This window comes from Methylobacterium sp. BI1, from assembly GCF_056680125.1.
This window is the reverse complement of the sequence record NZ_CM155267.1, coordinates 1,938,907-1,953,965: the sequence shown is the minus strand read 5'-3', so window position 1 is coordinate 1,953,965 and position 15,059 is coordinate 1,938,907. Positions and strand designations below refer to the sequence as shown.

Annotated in this window: 13 protein-coding genes; 5 read left to right on the top strand and 8 right to left on the bottom strand. The window is 65.2% G+C overall.

Annotation, left to right across the window (positions count from 1 at the left end; translation table 11 throughout):
* Nucleotides 1–37: 37 nt before the first annotated feature.
* From AC1MGR_RS09145 to dnaK, 4 genes are all read right to left on the bottom strand, one after another.
* Nucleotides 38–376, bottom strand: a complete 339-nt coding sequence (locus AC1MGR_RS09145) for a hypothetical protein (RefSeq protein WP_480234381.1) — start codon at nt 374–376, stop codon at nt 38–40.
* Nucleotides 377–498: 122 nt separating this feature from the next.
* Nucleotides 499–1,134, bottom strand: a complete 636-nt coding sequence (locus tag AC1MGR_RS09140) for a class I SAM-dependent methyltransferase (RefSeq protein ID WP_480234380.1) — start codon at nt 1,132–1,134, stop codon at nt 499–501.
* A gap of 178 nt (nt 1,135–1,312) precedes the next feature.
* Nucleotides 1,313–2,473 (bottom strand): molecular chaperone DnaJ, encoded by a 1,161-nt coding sequence (dnaJ, locus tag AC1MGR_RS09135; protein ID WP_108036625.1) that lies wholly within the window; start codon nt 2,471–2,473, stop codon nt 1,313–1,315.
* Between the two features lie 156 nt (nt 2,474–2,629).
* The gene (dnaK, locus tag AC1MGR_RS09130; RefSeq protein ID WP_480234379.1) at nt 2,630–4,543 is read right to left on the bottom strand and encodes a molecular chaperone DnaK; all 1,914 of its coding nucleotides are present in this window, start codon (nt 4,541–4,543) and stop codon (nt 2,630–2,632) included.
* Nucleotides 4,544–4,976: 433 nt separating this feature from the next.
* On the opposite strand from dnaK, the gene AC1MGR_RS09125 reads away from it, so the two are divergent.
* Nucleotides 4,977–5,948 (top strand): hypothetical protein, encoded by a 972-nt coding sequence (locus tag AC1MGR_RS09125; protein WP_108036621.1) that lies wholly within the window; start codon nt 4,977–4,979, stop codon nt 5,946–5,948.
* 9 nt (nt 5,949–5,957) lie between these two features.
* Here the strand turns inward: AC1MGR_RS09125 and AC1MGR_RS09120 are convergent, their stop codons facing one another.
* Nucleotides 5,958–6,566: a YqgE/AlgH family protein gene (locus AC1MGR_RS09120; protein ID WP_108036619.1), complete on the bottom strand. Its 609-nt coding sequence runs from the start codon at nt 6,564–6,566 to the stop codon at nt 5,958–5,960.
* Between the two features lie 218 nt (nt 6,567–6,784).
* Here AC1MGR_RS09120 and AC1MGR_RS09115 point away from each other — a divergent pair, with 218 nt between their 5' ends.
* Complete coding sequence (locus AC1MGR_RS09115) at nt 6,785–7,267, top strand: redoxin family protein (RefSeq protein ID WP_480234378.1); 483 nt, start codon at nt 6,785–6,787, stop codon at nt 7,265–7,267.
* 77 nt (nt 7,268–7,344) lie between these two features.
* Here the strand turns inward: AC1MGR_RS09115 and thrB are convergent, their stop codons facing one another.
* The 3 genes from thrB to AC1MGR_RS09100 all read right to left on the bottom strand — a co-directional run bounded on the left by thrB (nt 7,345) and on the right by AC1MGR_RS09100 (nt 11,007).
* Nucleotides 7,345–8,352, bottom strand: a complete 1,008-nt coding sequence (gene thrB, locus AC1MGR_RS09110; protein WP_108036615.1) for a homoserine kinase — start codon at nt 8,350–8,352, stop codon at nt 7,345–7,347.
* 91 nt (nt 8,353–8,443) lie between these two features.
* A complete protein-coding gene (gene ispH, locus AC1MGR_RS09105) occupies nt 8,444–9,445 on the bottom strand; it encodes a 4-hydroxy-3-methylbut-2-enyl diphosphate reductase (protein ID WP_108036613.1) in 1,002 nt (333 codons plus the stop codon).
* 137 nt (nt 9,446–9,582) lie between these two features.
* Nucleotides 9,583–11,007, bottom strand: coding sequence for an aminotransferase-like domain-containing protein (locus AC1MGR_RS09100; RefSeq protein WP_480234377.1), 1,425 nt, complete (start codon nt 11,005–11,007; stop codon nt 9,583–9,585).
* Nucleotides 11,008–11,127: 120 nt separating this feature from the next.
* Between AC1MGR_RS09100 and AC1MGR_RS09095 the strand changes: the two genes are divergently transcribed.
* The 3 genes from AC1MGR_RS09095 to AC1MGR_RS09085 all read left to right on the top strand — a co-directional run bounded on the left by AC1MGR_RS09095 (nt 11,128) and on the right by AC1MGR_RS09085 (nt 14,999).
* On the top strand, nt 11,128–11,466 hold the full coding sequence (locus AC1MGR_RS09095) for a DUF1127 domain-containing protein (RefSeq protein ID WP_480234376.1): 339 nt from the start codon (nt 11,128–11,130) through the stop codon (nt 11,464–11,466).
* Between the two features lie 190 nt (nt 11,467–11,656).
* Nucleotides 11,657–13,570 (top strand): monovalent cation:proton antiporter-2 (CPA2) family protein, encoded by a 1,914-nt coding sequence (locus AC1MGR_RS09090; protein WP_480234375.1) that lies wholly within the window; start codon nt 11,657–11,659, stop codon nt 13,568–13,570.
* Complete coding sequence (locus tag AC1MGR_RS09085) at nt 13,563–14,999, top strand: MATE family efflux transporter (protein ID WP_480234374.1); 1,437 nt, start codon at nt 13,563–13,565, stop codon at nt 14,997–14,999. The genes AC1MGR_RS09090 and AC1MGR_RS09085 overlap by 8 nt, the downstream gene beginning before the upstream one ends.
* The last annotated feature ends 60 nt before the right edge of the window (nt 15,000–15,059 follow it).

Sequence of the window (15,059 nt, the reverse complement as noted above, 5' to 3'; positions counted from 1 at the left end):
AGGCTCCGGCTTCGAGACCTGGAGCCAACCGGGTCTTTCAGTAGTCGTAACGGTCGTGGCCGTGGTGGTGATGATGGCGGTGGTGACGGCGCTCCCAGCCGCGGTGATGACCCCAGTCACGATCGCGGTGCCCCCAACCGTCATGCCGACGGTGGTAGCCATAATGGCGATCCTCGTGCCGGTGCGGATGATGCCCCCAGTCACCGTGCCCGCCCCAGTACTGCACGTGGCTGATCGCGGTGTCCGAAGCAGCCTGGGCGGGCGCCACGAAGGGCGAGGCCTGTGCGCTGGTCACAAATGCGAGGCTGCCGGCAAAGCCGATCGCGGCGATCAGAACGTTCACTCCCGTCCGGGAGCTTCCGCGCGAGCTGGTCATCGTTGAGTTCCTATCTCGACTGCCGAGGCGGATATCGCCCTCGGCATCAGGGATAGGATCACGGCACTGAACGCGTTCTGAGACGGCCCTTCAGCTGGCGTTCGGGAAGCCTGCGCTGGCGTTCAGGGCCGGCGATAGACCCAGACGCGGGCGGGCGGGAGATTGAGCCAGACTCGGTTCGAACGACTAGCCGTGTAGGTGCCCGCATCGCACCGGGCCGGGATCGGCGGAACCACCGCGTAAGTGAACTGCACGAACGGTGCGCTCGGATGCATCATCTCGTGAGCGGCGTTCAGGAGATCCAGGCGCTGCTCCAGCGCCTTGGTGAACAGCGGCAGGCTGGAGACCATGGCCGCCGCCTTCTCGCTCAGCATCGTGCCGAACGTCTCACGGATATTGTAGGCGTCGCCGCGCAGGATCGTCGCGCGGGGAAAGCGCTTCTGCAGCAGTTTGCAGAAGTCGGGATTGTACTCGACGAGGATCAGCCGCTCCTGCTCGACGCCACGCCGGATCAAAGCCTCGGTCACCGGTCCGGTCCCGGGACCCAGTTCGATCACAGGTCCGCTGACGCGCGGATCGACGTATGAGGCCATCGTGCGGGCGAGCATCTTGCCCGATGGCGTCACGGCGCCGGTGACGAGGGGTCGCTCGAACCAGGAACGCAGGAAGCGTGCCTCGTCCTCCAACGGGTCCCGCCGCGTACGGTTGGCACCGGATGCGAGGTCGGCTTTTGCGCTGGAGCGGCGTAGCGGCGGCAAGACCCTATGTCCTCAGATCACGGGTTGGGAGGGAAAGGCTAGACGACGAAGCTCTCCGGCAGTCAAGCTTGCAACCATCGAACGTGCCGGGGCGCGCACAAGGATTGCCCAGGCGGTGCCCGACCGCCACATGCGATAACCGTGGCCGAACGTTTTTGATCCGCAAGATATTGCAAGTCTACGTCCTGGCTGCTCCACCGAGGCCGTCGAAGAAGTCTTTTACCTTGGAGAAAAAGCCTGCGCTCTCCGGATGGTTCTCGTCGGACGCCGACTGGTTGAACTCCTGGAGCAACTCACGCTGGCGTTTCGAGAGGTTCTGCGGCGTCTCGACAAACACCTGGATGTAGAGGTCGCCGACGTCGCGCGAGCGCAGGACCGGCATGCCCTTGCCCTTGATACGAAATTGCTTCGCCGTCTGGGTGCCGGCCGGGATGCGCACCTGGGTCTGCGAGCCGTCGATCACCGGCACGGTGATCTCGCCCGAAAGCGCCGCGGTTACCATCGAGATCGGTACCCGGCAGAATAGGTCGGCGCCATCGCGCTGGAAAAACTCGTGCGGCTTGATCGAGAGGAAGACGTAGAGGTCTCCCGCCGGTCCGCCACGCAGACCCGTCTCGCCCTCGCCGGCCAGACGGATCCGCAGGCCGTCGTCGACGCCGGCCGGCACGTTGATAGACAGCGTCCGTTCGCGTGTCACACGACCTGCGCCGCTGCAGGCGCTGCAGGGATCGTCGATCACTTCGCCACGGCCGTGGCAGTTCGGGCAGGTGCGCTCGATGGCGAAGAATCCCTGCGCCGCCCGCACGCGTCCGTAGCCGCCACAGGTCTGACAGGGCCGCGGCTTTGATCCGGCCTTGGCACCGGAGCCAGAGCAGACCTCGCAGGTGACCGAGGTCGCCATCTTGATGGTTTCGGCTTTACCGCTGAAAGCCTCCTCGAGGGAGATCTCAAGATTGTAGCGTAGATCGGCGCCCCGCTCGCGGGTGGGGCCTCCGCGCGCGCCCCCTCGCCCAGCGGCGGCGCCGGCCCGGCCGTCACCAAAGAAGTTGTCGAAGATGTCCGACATGAAGTCGCCGAACTCGTTCCCGAAGCCGGGACCGCCGCCTCCGCCCTGCTGGAAGGCAGCATGGCCGAAGCGGTCGTATGCAGCACGCTTCTGACCATCCGAGAGGCACTGATAAGCCTCGTTGATTTCCTTGAACTTTAGCTCGGCCTCGGCATTTCCCGGATTGCGGTCCGGGTGATAGCTCATGGCGAGCTTGCGGAAGGCGACTTTCATTTCGCCGTCGGTCGCGGTCTTGGAGACGCCCAGAATCTCGTAATAGTCCCGCTTCGACATTCCCGTCCTCAAAGTCCCCCGGCGCGCCGAACCGACCGGCCAGCGCCGTCCTTCTCAAACGCCGATGCGTTCGAAACTCCGCCCGTCCCGTTCACTGGGACAAGCCGAACATGGCTCGGGGCCGGATCGCTCCGGCCCCGAGTTCAGATGCAGGGGTTATGCCCGCTTCTTCTGGTCCTTGTCATCGACTTCCTGGAAATCGGCGTCGATGACATCGTCCTTCTTCGCCTCGCCGGTGCTGGCGTCGGTCCCTGCCTCACCGGCTTGGTTGGCGGCGTACATCGCCTCCCCGAGCTTCATCGATGCCTGCATCACGTCCGTGGTGCGGGCCTTGATGACCTCGACATCGTCGCCCTCGAGGGCGGTACGGAGTGCAGTGATCGCCGTCTCGATGGCGCCCTTGTCATCCGCAGAGACCTTGTCGCCGTACTCCTTCACCGATTTCTCGGTGGCGTGGATCAGGCTCTCGCCCTGGTTCTTCACCTCGACGAGTTCGCGGCGCTTCTTGTCCGCCTCGGCATTCGCTTCGGCGTCCTTGACCATGCGCTCGATGTCGGCATCCGACAGGCCACCGGAGGCCTGAATGCGAATCTGGTGCTCCTTGTTCGTGGCCTTGTCCTTAGCGGTCACGTTCACGATGCCGTTGGCATCGATATCGAAGGTCACCTCGATTTGCGGCATGCCGCGGGGAGCCGGCGGGATGCCCATCAGGTCGAACTGGCCGAGCAGCTTGTTGTCGGCCGCCATTTCGCGCTCACCCTGGAAGACCCGGATGGTGACCGCGTTCTGGTTGTCCTCGGCCGTCGAAAAGGTCTGGGACTTCTTGGTCGGGATCGTGGTGTTGCGGTCGATCAGACGGGTGAACACGCCACCCAGCGTCTCGATGCCGAGAGACAGCGGGGTCACATCGAGAAGCAGCACGTCCTTGACATCGCCCTGGAGCACGCCGGCTTGAACCGCCGCGCCGATGGCTACGACCTCATCCGGGTTGACGCCCTTATGGGGCTCCTTCCCGAAGAAGGACTTCACGACCTCCTGGATCTTCGGCATGCGGATCATGCCGCCGACCAGCACCACCTCGTCGATCTCCGACGCCGAGACGCCAGCATCCTTGAGGGCCTTGCGGCAGGGCTCGATCGTGCGCTGGACGAGATCGTCCACGAGGGATTCGAACTTCGCGCGGCTGAGCTTGAGCGCGAGGTGCTTCGGGCCCGTGGCATCCGCCGTGATGTAGGGCAAGTTGATCTCGGTCTGCGTCGCCGAGGACAGCTCGATCTTGGCCTTCTCGGCCGCTTCCTTAAGGCGCTGAAGGGCGAGCTTGTCCTTCGTGAGGTCGATGCCCTGTTCGCGCTTGAACTCACTGGTCAGGTACTCGACCACGCGGTTGTCGAAGTCTTCGCCGCCTAGGAAGGTATCGCCGTTCGTCGACTTCACCTCGAACACGCCGTCACCGATCTCGAGGATCGACACGTCGAAGGTGCCGCCCCCGAGGTCGTAGACCGCGATGGTGCCAGCCTTCTTCTTGTCGAGACCGTAGGCGAGTGCCGCCGCGGTCGGCTCGTTGATGATGCGCAGCACCTCGAGACCGGCGATCTTGCCGGCGTCCTTGGTGGCCTGACGCTGGGCGTCGTTGAAGTAGGCAGGGACCGTGATGACGGCCTGCGTCACCGGCTGACCGAGATGCGCCTCGGCCGTCTCCTTCATCTTCTGCAGCGTGAAGGCGGAGATCTGCGAGGGGGAGTACTTCTTGCCGTCCGCCTCGACCCAGGCATCGCCGTTGTCGCCGCGCACGATCTTGTAGGGAACCAGGCCCTTGTCCTTCTGCGTCATCGGATCGTCGTAAGTCCGACCGACGAGGCGCTTGATGGCGAAGAAGGTACGCTCGGGGTTCGTGACAGCCTGACGCTTGGCCGGCTGGCCGACGAGCCGCTCACCCTCGTCGGTGAATGCGACGATGGACGGCGTGGTGCGCGCACCTTCCGAATTCTCGACGACCTTGGGCTGCGTGCCTTCCATGACGGCCACGCAGGAATTCGTCGTGCCGAGGTCGATACCGATTACCTTACCCATGGTGGGATCCCTCTGTTGTCGTTTGGTCAAGCAGACCGCCGAGCCCCGAAGCAGCTCGGCCCATGGCTTTGCAAAACTGAGTGTGTGAGAACGGGTTGGGAAACCGGTTCGCGCCCCGGAACGGTGCAGAGCCGGGTCTTAATCCCGCGTCTCGGCCGATATAAGAAGGGTGTCGCGAGGCCGCAAGGCAGTGCCCGGTGCGGAGGTGCATCGGATTGGGCAGAACCGCGTTATCCCTTCCCTCGGCCTCGGATTCGAGCGGCCGTCCAAGTCGCCAGCCGCGGTTTCCGTAGCGCCAGCGGCGTCTTCGATGTCACCTTGTCGAGAAGGGACATCGCTGCTGTGGTGCATCGCTCGTTGCATGGTAAGTGGTGTGTGAACGTGCTTGCCTGCGCATCACGCCGCCTCAACGGATATAGGCCTGAAAGTTTCGATGCGTCTGACCCGCGTGCTTCTTCTTCTACCGGTGCTGGTATCGGTTCCTCACGCGGCCTGCGCGCAGTCGTTCTTCGAAGAGTTGTTCGGGATCGGGCGGGCGGCCAAGCCGCCTGTTCCGCCACGGGGCGTTCCCACTGCTCCGCAGGCACCGATACCGGGCGCGCCGGGCGAGGGGGCGCCGCCAGCTGCCTCCGACGTTCCGAAGGCGCCACCGGTTCCACGTCAGCCCGTCGTCCTCAAAGCGCCTTCAGAGGACAACGTGATGGGCCAGGACCTGATGCTGAACGGGCTCACCGGGAGCCTGAAGCTGGAACGGTCCGGTGCCGGCACCACCGCTCGCATTGTCCTGCCGGGTAATAAAATCTCGCAGCCTGTCGAAGCCTGCAAAGTGCCTTTGAACGGCGGCGCACCGGTTGCGGTCTCATCGGAGGGCCGCCCGGAGGGCGTCGGCCGCTTCGAGGTCACGGGGGGCGAGTGTCCCCTCCGATTCGACGTGCTCGACGGCGCCGTCCTGGTTCAGTCCTTGTCGGGCCCGGTTTGCACCTTCGCAGCAGCCGATTGCGCCACCACCCCGACGGGTCTGTGGGGACCGGCCGCTGCGACGCTCATACCGCGGGCGAGCGAGTTCGAAGCCGCACGCGGCGGCGCCGACCGAGCCGTGCGCGAGAATTACAAGCTGATCAGTCAGCGCCTGCGCGGCCCCGAATTGCGTCCGGTGGTCACGGAACAAGCGGCCTTCTCATCGGATCGCGAGCAGATGTGCCGAACCTACGCTCGCGAAGGAGCGCATGGCTTCTGCAACCTACGCTTCACCGAGGCGCGGGCCTTGGCGCTCGCCACCCGCCTGGGGGTCAACACCAGCACTGCGGCACCGAGCGCTTCGGCGTCCCCGCCACGGCCGCGCCGCAAACCAGCGGTGGAGGGTATGAACCCTGATACGGGGGGCGCTCCCTTCGCCGATCAGTAGCGCGAACGCTCAGCTATGGCCGGCGATGACAGACAGCATCGCGAGGTCGATCCCGTTGTTGCGCAACGTGCGCTCGTACTTTGCTTCGAGAGCTGTGTGGAAGATCATGTCCGGGTCGGCTGGGCAGACCAGCCAGCCATTGGCCAGGATCTCGTTCTCAAGCTGCCCCGCCTGCCATCCGGCATAGCCGAGTGCCAGGACGGCACTGGCCGGTCCGTCGCCGGCCGCGATCGCCCGCAGGATGTCCACCGTCGCCGTGAGGCAGATTCCATCGTCAATGATCAGCGTGGACTGATCGATATGGAAATCATCGGTGTGGAGCACGAACCCGCGCTTGGCATCGACTGGGCCGCCCATCAGCACGGGCATGTGACCGACGCGCTCTCGAAGCCGGATCGCATCGGTCTCGCTCGCGATATCGAGCTGAATCAGCAGATCGGGCATGTTCAGGTCGGAGACGGCCTTGTTGAGAATGATCCCCATGGCTCCATCTGCCGAGTGTGCACAGAGATAGATGACCGACCGAGCGAAGCGCGAATCCGTGAGGCCGGGCATGGCCACGAGAAACTGACCGTCAAGATAGGCGGGATCGCCCGTGCGGGCTTGTGAACGCTGCATTCTCACATGCTACGCGGGAAGGCGCCTTTGTCCAGGGCGCCGCCTGTTCCACGAGGGGATATCCGCGCCAGCGGGGGGGGCGGAAACTCGACAGGCTAACCCCTGCGGGCTAGACGATTTTTCGCGAGCGGGTCCGGTGTGCCGACCGGGAACGGCGCAGGGACAGTGCTCAAGGATCCGGCAGTTCGGATGCCCTGGCGATCTTCAGGAGACGACGGATGACCATTCAGGTTGGCGACCACCTCCCCCAGGTCACGTTTCGCGTGAGTGGGACGGACGGACCGGAAGCCAAGACCACTGACGACCTCTTCAAGGGCCGCCGCGTCGTCCTGGTCGGGGTGCCCGGTGCCTTCACGCCGAGCTGTCACCGCAATCACCTGCCCGGCTTCGTGGAGAAGCAGGCCGAGATCAAGGCTTGCGGCATCGACACCATCGCGATCACCTCGGTCAACGACGTGTTCGTGCTCGACGCGTGGCAGAAGGCGAGCGGCGCCGAGGGCCTTGAGTTTCTCGCGGACGGCAACGCCGAGTTCGCGAAGGCGATCGGCCTCGATATGGATGGCGCCGGGTTCGGCCTCGGTACCCGTTCGAAGCGCTATGCCATGCTCGTCGAGGACGGTGTCGTGCGCGTTCTCAACGTGGAGGATTCGCCGGCCAAGACGGAGCTGTCCGGCGCCGAGGCCCTGCTGAAGGTCATCTGACCGACCCTGCCGGCGGCTGCCATGCATCCGCCGGCGCTATCGTGCCTTGCGATCGAGCACGCTAACCGCTCCCGGCATCAGACCTGGTTTGCTTCGGATGACGATTCGGCCGATGGTCCCGGGCCGGCCCATCCGTAATCCCGCGCGTCCGTAGCGGTGCGATGGAACGTCAGCCTGCGGTCGTATTCGAGCGGATCCTTCGGCTGGACCAGGGCTCCGGCCGGCACATTGAGCCAGTCGACGAGTCGCGTCAGCATGAACCGCAGAGCCGCGCCACGGCACAGGATCGGCAGGGCCGTGATCTCCGCCAAAACCAGGGGGCGCACCGCCTCGTAGCCCGCGATCAGCGCCGCACCCATGTCGCGATGGAAGCTGCCGTCCGCCTCGAAGCACCAGGCGTTGAGGCAGATCGCCAGATCGTAGGCGAAGGCGTCGGTGCAGGCGAAGTAGAAGTCGATCAAGCCCGACAGCTCGTCTCCGATGAAGAACACGTTGTCGGTAAAGAGGTCGGCGTGGATCACGCCCGACGGCAGGCCCGAGGGCCATGACGTCTGCAGCACCGCGAGGTCGCCGAGAACCCGATCTGTGAGACCGGGTGAAACGACGTCGGCGTGAGGCTCTGCAAGGCGGAAGAGCGGTTCCCAGGCATCCACGGAGAGATTGTTGGCGCGCCGCATCCCGAAATCGGCCCCCGCCGCATGCAGCCCGGCGAGTGCGCGACCGAGGGCATGGCAGTGATCGATGCCGGGTCGCTTGACCGAGACGCCGTCGAGGAAGGTCACAATTACGGCCGGTCGGCCGCAGAGCTCACGCAAGGCGACGCCGCCCCGATCACGGATCGGCTGTGGGCACGCAAGTCCTCGGGCGGCGAGGTGCTCCATCAGGTTGAGGAAGAACGGCAAGTCGTCCGCCCGGACCCGCTTCTCGTAGAGGGTCAGGATGAACGAGCCGCCGGTGGTGTGGAGATAGAAGTTCGTATTCTCGACGCCCTCGGCGATGCCCTTGTACGAGAGCAGCGTACCGATGTCGTAGGCCGCGAGAAAGGCGGTCAGCGCCGCGTCGGAGACCTCGGTGTAGACTGCCACGGTACGTTCGCTTGAATTCTCGGGGCCAAAAAGGACAGGGGCGCCGAACGGCGCCCCTGTTGAAACGTGCCGCGTTGGGGGCGCAGTCGGCCTATTCAGCGGCTTCGCTGCGCAGTTCGCGCGGCAACGGGAAGGACATGTCCTCGACCACCGTCGAGACCGTATCCACCGTCACGGTGTAGCGCGCTGCGAAGGCGTCGATGATCTCTTCCACCAGCACTTCCGGTGCCGAGGCGCCGGCCGTGAGCCCGAGCTTGCGGATGCCCTCGAAAGCGGGCCAATCGATTTCCTCGGCCCGCAACACCAGGCGGGTAATCGGGCAGCCGACGCGCTCGGCGACCTCGCGCAGGCGCTGCGAGTTCGAGGAATTCGAAGAGCCGACAACGATGACGGCATCGACGAGCGGCGCCACCTGCTTCACCGCCTCTTGGCGGTTGGTGGTGGCGTAGCAGATGTCGTCCTTATGCGGACCGGTGATCGTTGGGAATTTCTTCTTGAGCGCTTCGACGATATGGTGCGTGTCGTCCACCGACAGAGTCGTCTGCGTCACCCAGGCGAGGTTGTCGCGGTTCTCAGGCTCCAGGGCGGCGATCTGCTCGAGATCCTCGACCAGCGTAATCGAGCCCTTGGGTAACTGGCCCATGGTACCGACCACCTCGGGATGACCGGAATGGCCGACGAGCAGCACGTGGCGTCCGCGCTTGTGGTGGATCTCAGCCTCGCGATGAACTTTGGTCACCAGCGGGCAAGTGGCGTCGATGGTGGTGAGACCGCGAGAATCCGCATTGTGCGGCACCGTCTTGGCGACGCCGTGAGCTGAGAAGATCACCGGAGCAGAACCGTCCGGAACCTCGTCGAGTTCGCGGACGAACACAGCGCCCTTCCGCTTCAGGCTCTCGACCACGTACTTGTTGTGGACGATTTCGTGACGGACGTAGACCGGGGGCCCGTAAATGGCGAGAGCGCGCTCAACCACGTCGATTGCTCGCACAACGCCTGCGCAGAAACCACGCGGTGCACAGAGCAGGATCTCCAGAGGTGGCTTGACCGTGTCACCGGAGGCAGAGGAAGTCGTCAGATTCGCGTCGCTCATGATAGCCGGGATGTGGCGAGGCGGGGACGCCCCTGTCAACCTGTCATAGCCGAAATCTCCCGCGCGGGCACCTGCAGTCCGGCGAAAGCGGGCCCGCGTGGCGCACAGGACCCGAAAAACCTCCCGAAAGCCTTGTCTCATGCTGCCTGCTCAGGTTGCGCCGCCGTGCATTCGGCGAGGGCAGTCTCCAGCATGGAGATCATACGCGGGTCTGTGCACTGGGCTACGTTGAAGCGCAGGAAGCTGTTGCCGAGCGACGAGGGGCTGAACGCGCCTCCAGGCGCGAGGACGAGGCCGTGCGCCAGAGCATGCCGGGCGACGTTCGCCGAGTCGATCCCATCCGGCAGGCGCATCCAGAGGAAGAAACCTCCGGAGGGCTCCAGCCACGCCGTGAGCCCGCATCTTTCGAGCCGCCGAAGGGCCGGCGCCATCGCTCGTCCCAATTTCTCGCGGACCTCGGCGAGGTGCCGACGGTACGTGCCGTCTGTCAAAAGCCCGTGCATCAGACTCGCCGACAGATGACTGTTCCCCAGGCTCAGGGCGAGCTTGAGATCGGTCAGAGGCTCTACCCAATCTTCGCGCAGAGCGACGAAACCGCAACGGATGGCGGCTGAGAGCGTCTTGGAGAAGCTGCCGATCTGGACGACGCGCTCCAACCCGTCGAAGCCTGCGAGGCGCGGGGACGGCTCTCCTTCGAAATCTCCGAAGATGTCATCCTCGATGATGAGCGTGTCGTGCGCTTCGGCGAGCTTCAGGATGCGATGCGCGATGGCCGGCGCCAGGGTGGAGCCGGTCGGATTCTGGAGCGCGGAATTGATGACGTAAAAGCGGGGCCGATGCTCGGCGAGATGGGTGGCGAGAGCTGCGAGATCCGGACCGTTTGGTGTCATCGGCACGCCGACGACACGGGCACGCTGCGCCCGCAGCAGGCCGTGATAATTGAAGTAGCAGGGATCATCGACCAGCACTGTATCGCCAGGTTCAAGCAGGAAACGGCAGAGCAGGTCGAGGGCCTGTGTCGCCGAGTCGACCAGGACGATCTGATCCGCACCGGCCTCGATCCCCTTCTCTGCCAGCCGTCGGGCGATCTGCGCACGTAAGGGTGGAAAGCCGAGAGGCTGATCGTGCGAGACGAGGTTGGCCTCCGCACCGCGTGCGAGTTGTCGAAGGCCGCGCCGGATCGACTCGTCGGGCATCCAGGAGGCCGGCAGCCATCCGGAGCCTGGCATCACGAGATCCGGACCGGCTTGCATGGATTGCCGGGTGATCCAGAGCGGATCCACGGCACGGTCGAGTTGGGGTCCCACCGTTTTGAGGCAGAGCGGGCGGGTCTTACCTGCCACGTAGAAACCTGAGCCACGCCGCGCCACGATCGCACCCTCGGCCCCGAGCCGGTCATAGGCCTCGACGACAGTGGACTTCGAGACCCCCATGACTTCTGCGAAGGCACGGACCGAGGGCAGGCGCGCACCGGGCATCAGTTGGCGTCTGGCGATCCGCTCCGTGATCGCTGCCGCGACTGTCTCGACCAGGGTGAGCTTGGGCTCGGAAGACGCTTTCATCTGTCCTGATCCCGGTACCGGACAATTCGCCACGATCGTACTGAAGTGTGCCTGTCCTGACCATCCCCCCTCCCTGCATTGTCAGTACATCGGCACGCGCATCAGGGAAGGACGCGCATCATGGACGGTTTTACCACGCCCACCGCAAGACCTGTCACCCTCGGCAGAACCCTAAAAGTCATCTTGGCGGCAAGAACTTGGTTTCGAACCCTGTTAGCCACTACGGCCAGCGGGATTTCACGCGCAGCGATCAATCGCCGGGTCGTCCGTCAACTGACGGCGATGTCGGATCGCGAACTCCGGGATATCGGGCTCAGCCGCCAGGACGTGTGGGATGCCGAATGCCTGCTGCCCGAAGGCGACGCGTCGAGTTTCCTGGTTGGCCGCCGGAGCGAGCGCCGGGCCGGCGGCCGGCGCGTTCCGCGTGGACAATGGCCACGGTCACCGCAGCGCGACTGAAGTCGGTTTCAGGAAGGTGCCGATTCACACCGTCGGCGGCGCGCCTGGGCATTTGCGATGAGCTTCCTCTCTCCGCTGGACGTGACGGTAGCGCTTCCACTGGTTAAGACAGGGTTGCCTGGCACGCTTGGACTTCTCCGAACGGGGTCGACCATCGCCGTCTTGGATTCGCATCCAACCTCGGATTTTCATGGCAAGCGCCGCGACCCACGTCAGCTTTCTGCCGCCCGTGCTGACGTTCCTGTCGGCGGCGGTGATCGGCGTGCCGATCTTCCGGCTCATCGGCCAGAGCGCTGTGCTCGGCTACCTCGTCGCCGGTGTGGTCATCGGGCCCTTCGGCTTTTCGCTGATCGCGGAGCCGGAGACGGCGGCAAGCGTCGCCGAACTCGGCGTGGTGCTACTGCTCTTCATCGTAGGTCTCGAACTCCAGATCTCGCGGCTCGTCTCGATGCGGCGGGATATCTTCGGCCTCGGCACCGCCCAACTCGTTGTCTGCTCAGCCGCTCTGGCAGGCGTCGGGATCCTGATGGGGGCCAAGCCCTCGGCGAGCCTCGTGATCGGCATCGCGCTCGCCCTCTCGGCCACAGCCGTCGCACTGCAATTGCTGGAAGAGCGCGGCGACATGGGCACGCCCTATGGCGGGCGGGCCTTCGCAGTGCTGCTGTTCCAAGACATTTCCGTGGTCGCCATCCTGGCACTGATGCCGCTCGTCGCCTCATCCGGCACGGGTGGCGGCGATGGTTGGCTCCTTTCGGCCCTACAGTCCACCGGTACGGTGGGCGCGGCGATCTTCGCCGTGGTGTTGGTCGGGCGCTACGGCCTCAACCCATTCTTCGGCTTGCTGGCGGCCAGCGGTGCCCGCGAGGTCATGACGGCGGCTGCCCTCCTCGTGGTGCTCGGCACCGCGATGCTGATGGAACATGTCGGGCTCTCGATGGCGATGGGCGCGTTCCTGGCCGGCGTACTCCTGGCCGAGTCCAACTTCCGCCATCAGCTCGAGGCCGATATCGAGCCGTTCCGCGGCATGCTGCTCGGCCTGTTCTTCATGAGCGTGGGCATGTCCATCGACGGCGGTCTGCTCAGGGCCGAATGGCCGACCCTCCTGGGGGCGACGGCCGGCGCGATCCTGCTCAAGGTCGCGTTGGTCGCAACTCTGTTCCGCCTGTTCGGCTCGCCCTGGCTCGACGCTGTACGCGGCGGAGCCATCCTGGCGCCGGCAGGTGAATTTGCCTTTGTGCTGCTGCCGGCGGGCAGCGAACTCGGCCTCGTCGATCCGGGCAGCACCCGTTTCGCAGTCGCGCTAGCGGCACTGACCATGCTGGTCGGTCCGGTGGCGGCGAAGGCACTCGACGCCGTACTGGCTCGACGTCCCGAAGGGCCCGAGGCCATGCCGGAAGCTATTGAGAGCACAGAAGCCCGTGTCCTCGTCATCGGCTTCGGCCGCTTCGGTCAGATCCTGACCCAAGTGCTGCTCGCCGAAGGCATCAGCGTCACGGTGATCGACAAGGACGTGGAGCAGATCCGCAGTGCAGCCCGCTTCGGGTTCCGCATCTATTATGGAGACGGGACCCGACTAGACGTGCTGCGCGCGGCCGGCATCGGCCGGGCCGAACTCGTCTGCATCTGCATCGACGACAGCGAAGCCGCACTCAAGATCGTCGATATCGTCCACGAGGAATTCACGAGCGTGCGCACCTATGTGCGGGCCTTCGACCGCATGCATTCCGTCGAGCTGTTGAACCGGGACGTCGACTTCCAGCTTCGCGAAACCGTCGAATCCGCCCTCGCCTTCGGCCGTGCGACCCTGGAGGGTCTCGGGCTCAGCACGGAGGCGGCTGCGGCCATCGCCGAGGATGTGCGCAAGCGTGACGTGGCCCGCCTCGTCCTGCAGCAGGCGGGCGCACTCACAGATACCATGAGCTGGGCCCGTGGCCTCAACGAGATCAAGCCAGAGCCGCTGACGGAGCCGAAACGGCCTTCCCGCGCGCTCAACGCGGAGACGCGCGACATCATCGGATCGCAGAGGCGCGAGGCGGCGACCCGTACGCTCGAGACCGACGAAGCCTACCAAGCCCGGCAGCAGGACGCGCGGACGGATGCCTGAGTCGACATCCGGGGCGGCGCGGTTCGTCGAAGGATCGATCCTGCGCCACGTGGTGACGATGAGCGCCACCGGCTCGATCGGGCTGATGGCGATCTTTGTCGTCGATTTTCTGTCCTTGCTCTACGTCTCCAAGCTCGGAGATCCGACCATGACGGCAGCGGTGGGCTTCGCCACCATCGTCCAGTTCTTCGCCATCGCCATCAATATCGGGCTGATGATCGCCGCCGGTGCGCTCGTTTCGCGGGCTATCGGGTCCGGGGATGAAGAGGGCGCGCGGCGCCTCGCCACTTCCGGAACCATCCAGGGGATCATCGTCTCCGGCCTCCTTGTTGTGGCGATGCTGCCGTTCCTGCCCACCTTCCTCGGTTGGATCGGCGCCGATGCCGAGACCCTTCCGGTGGCGACACGCTTTCTCTGGATTACGCTGCCCTCCAACCTGCTGATGGGGCCGGGCATGATGTTCTCTGGACTGCTGCGCGCGGTCGGGGCTGCCCGTCAGGCCATGTACGTCACCCTCGGGGGCGCCATCGTCACCGCCGGCCTCGACCCCCTGCTGATCTTCGGTGCCGGGCTCGGCGTCGACGGAGCAGCCATCACGACCTGTTTTGCCCGCGCCACCTTCGCGGTCATCGGCCTGTGGGGTGTCCGACAGCATCGAATGCTCGCGCGACCGAAACTCGCTGACGTCATCGCGGACGCGCCCGTCGTGATGCGGATTGCGCTGCCGGCGGTGCTGACGAACCTCGCCCCCTCGGTCGCGAGCGCCTTCATCGCTCACGCGCTCGCACAGTTCGGTGCGGTCGCCGTGGCTGGCAACGTGGTGGTCGACCGCCTGACCCCGGTGGCGTTCGGTGGCCTCTTCGCGATGTCCGGGTCGATCGGACCGATCCTCGGTCAGAACTGGGGTGCAGCGCGCTTCGATCGCATGCGTGGCGTTCTGCGTGACGGCGCGCTGGTCACTGCCGTCTACGTGGTGGTCGTGTGGACGGCCCTGATCCTGGGAGCCGGCCCTCTGACGCGCCTCTTCGCGCTTGAGGGCGTTGCCGCCGACCTGTTCGGCTTCTTCTGTCTCGTCAGCGGTGGTGTCTGGTTCTTCACCGGGCTGCTGTTCCTGGCCAACGCCTCGTTCAACAATCTGGGATTCCCGTTCTATTCGACTGCTCTGAACTGGGGGCGCGCCACCCTGGGCACCGTACCACCAGCCCTCATCGGCGCGCATGTCTTCGGACCCAAGGGTGTCATCGCCGGCGTTGGACTCGGCTCCGTCCTGTTCGGCCTCGCCGGGATCGCCCTCGCCTTCCGCACCGTCGTCTCCCTGGAGCGACGAGCCGGTGTGCCGCATGCCCCGGCCGAGGCCGTGGAGGCTCCGAATGCCGGCGTGGATGCCACCCACGCCGCCGCACCGGCGCAGTCCGGCGCCCTGGTCTGACTGACGGAGAAAGGCTGGGTCGCCACCAAGGTTGACCTCCGCGGGATTTCGGATGAGGCG

Coding starts and splice junctions, on each gene's coding strand:
- AC1MGR_RS09115 (WP_480234378.1), top strand. CDS start 6,785: ATGACCATTCAGGTTGGCGACCACCTCCCCCAGGTCACGTTTCGCGTG.
- AC1MGR_RS09120 (WP_108036619.1), bottom strand. CDS start 6,566: ATGCAGCGTTCACAAGCCCGCACGGGCGATCCCGCCTATCTTGACGGT.
- AC1MGR_RS09145 (WP_480234381.1), bottom strand. CDS start 376: ATGACCAGCTCGCGCGGAAGCTCCCGGACGGGAGTGAACGTTCTGATC.
- AC1MGR_RS09095 (WP_480234376.1), top strand. CDS start 11,128: ATGGACGGTTTTACCACGCCCACCGCAAGACCTGTCACCCTCGGCAGA.
- AC1MGR_RS09100 (WP_480234377.1), bottom strand. CDS start 11,007: ATGAAAGCGTCTTCCGAGCCCAAGCTCACCCTGGTCGAGACAGTCGCG.
- AC1MGR_RS09085 (WP_480234374.1), top strand. CDS start 13,563: ATGCCTGAGTCGACATCCGGGGCGGCGCGGTTCGTCGAAGGATCGATC.
- AC1MGR_RS09125 (WP_108036621.1), top strand. CDS start 4,977: ATGCGTCTGACCCGCGTGCTTCTTCTTCTACCGGTGCTGGTATCGGTT.
- AC1MGR_RS09090 (WP_480234375.1), top strand. CDS start 11,657: ATGGCAAGCGCCGCGACCCACGTCAGCTTTCTGCCGCCCGTGCTGACG.
- dnaJ (WP_108036625.1), bottom strand. CDS start 2,473: ATGTCGAAGCGGGACTATTACGAGATTCTGGGCGTCTCCAAGACCGCG.
- ispH (WP_108036613.1), bottom strand. CDS start 9,445: ATGAGCGACGCGAATCTGACGACTTCCTCTGCCTCCGGTGACACGGTC.
- dnaK (WP_480234379.1), bottom strand. CDS start 4,543: ATGGGTAAGGTAATCGGTATCGACCTCGGCACGACGAATTCCTGCGTG.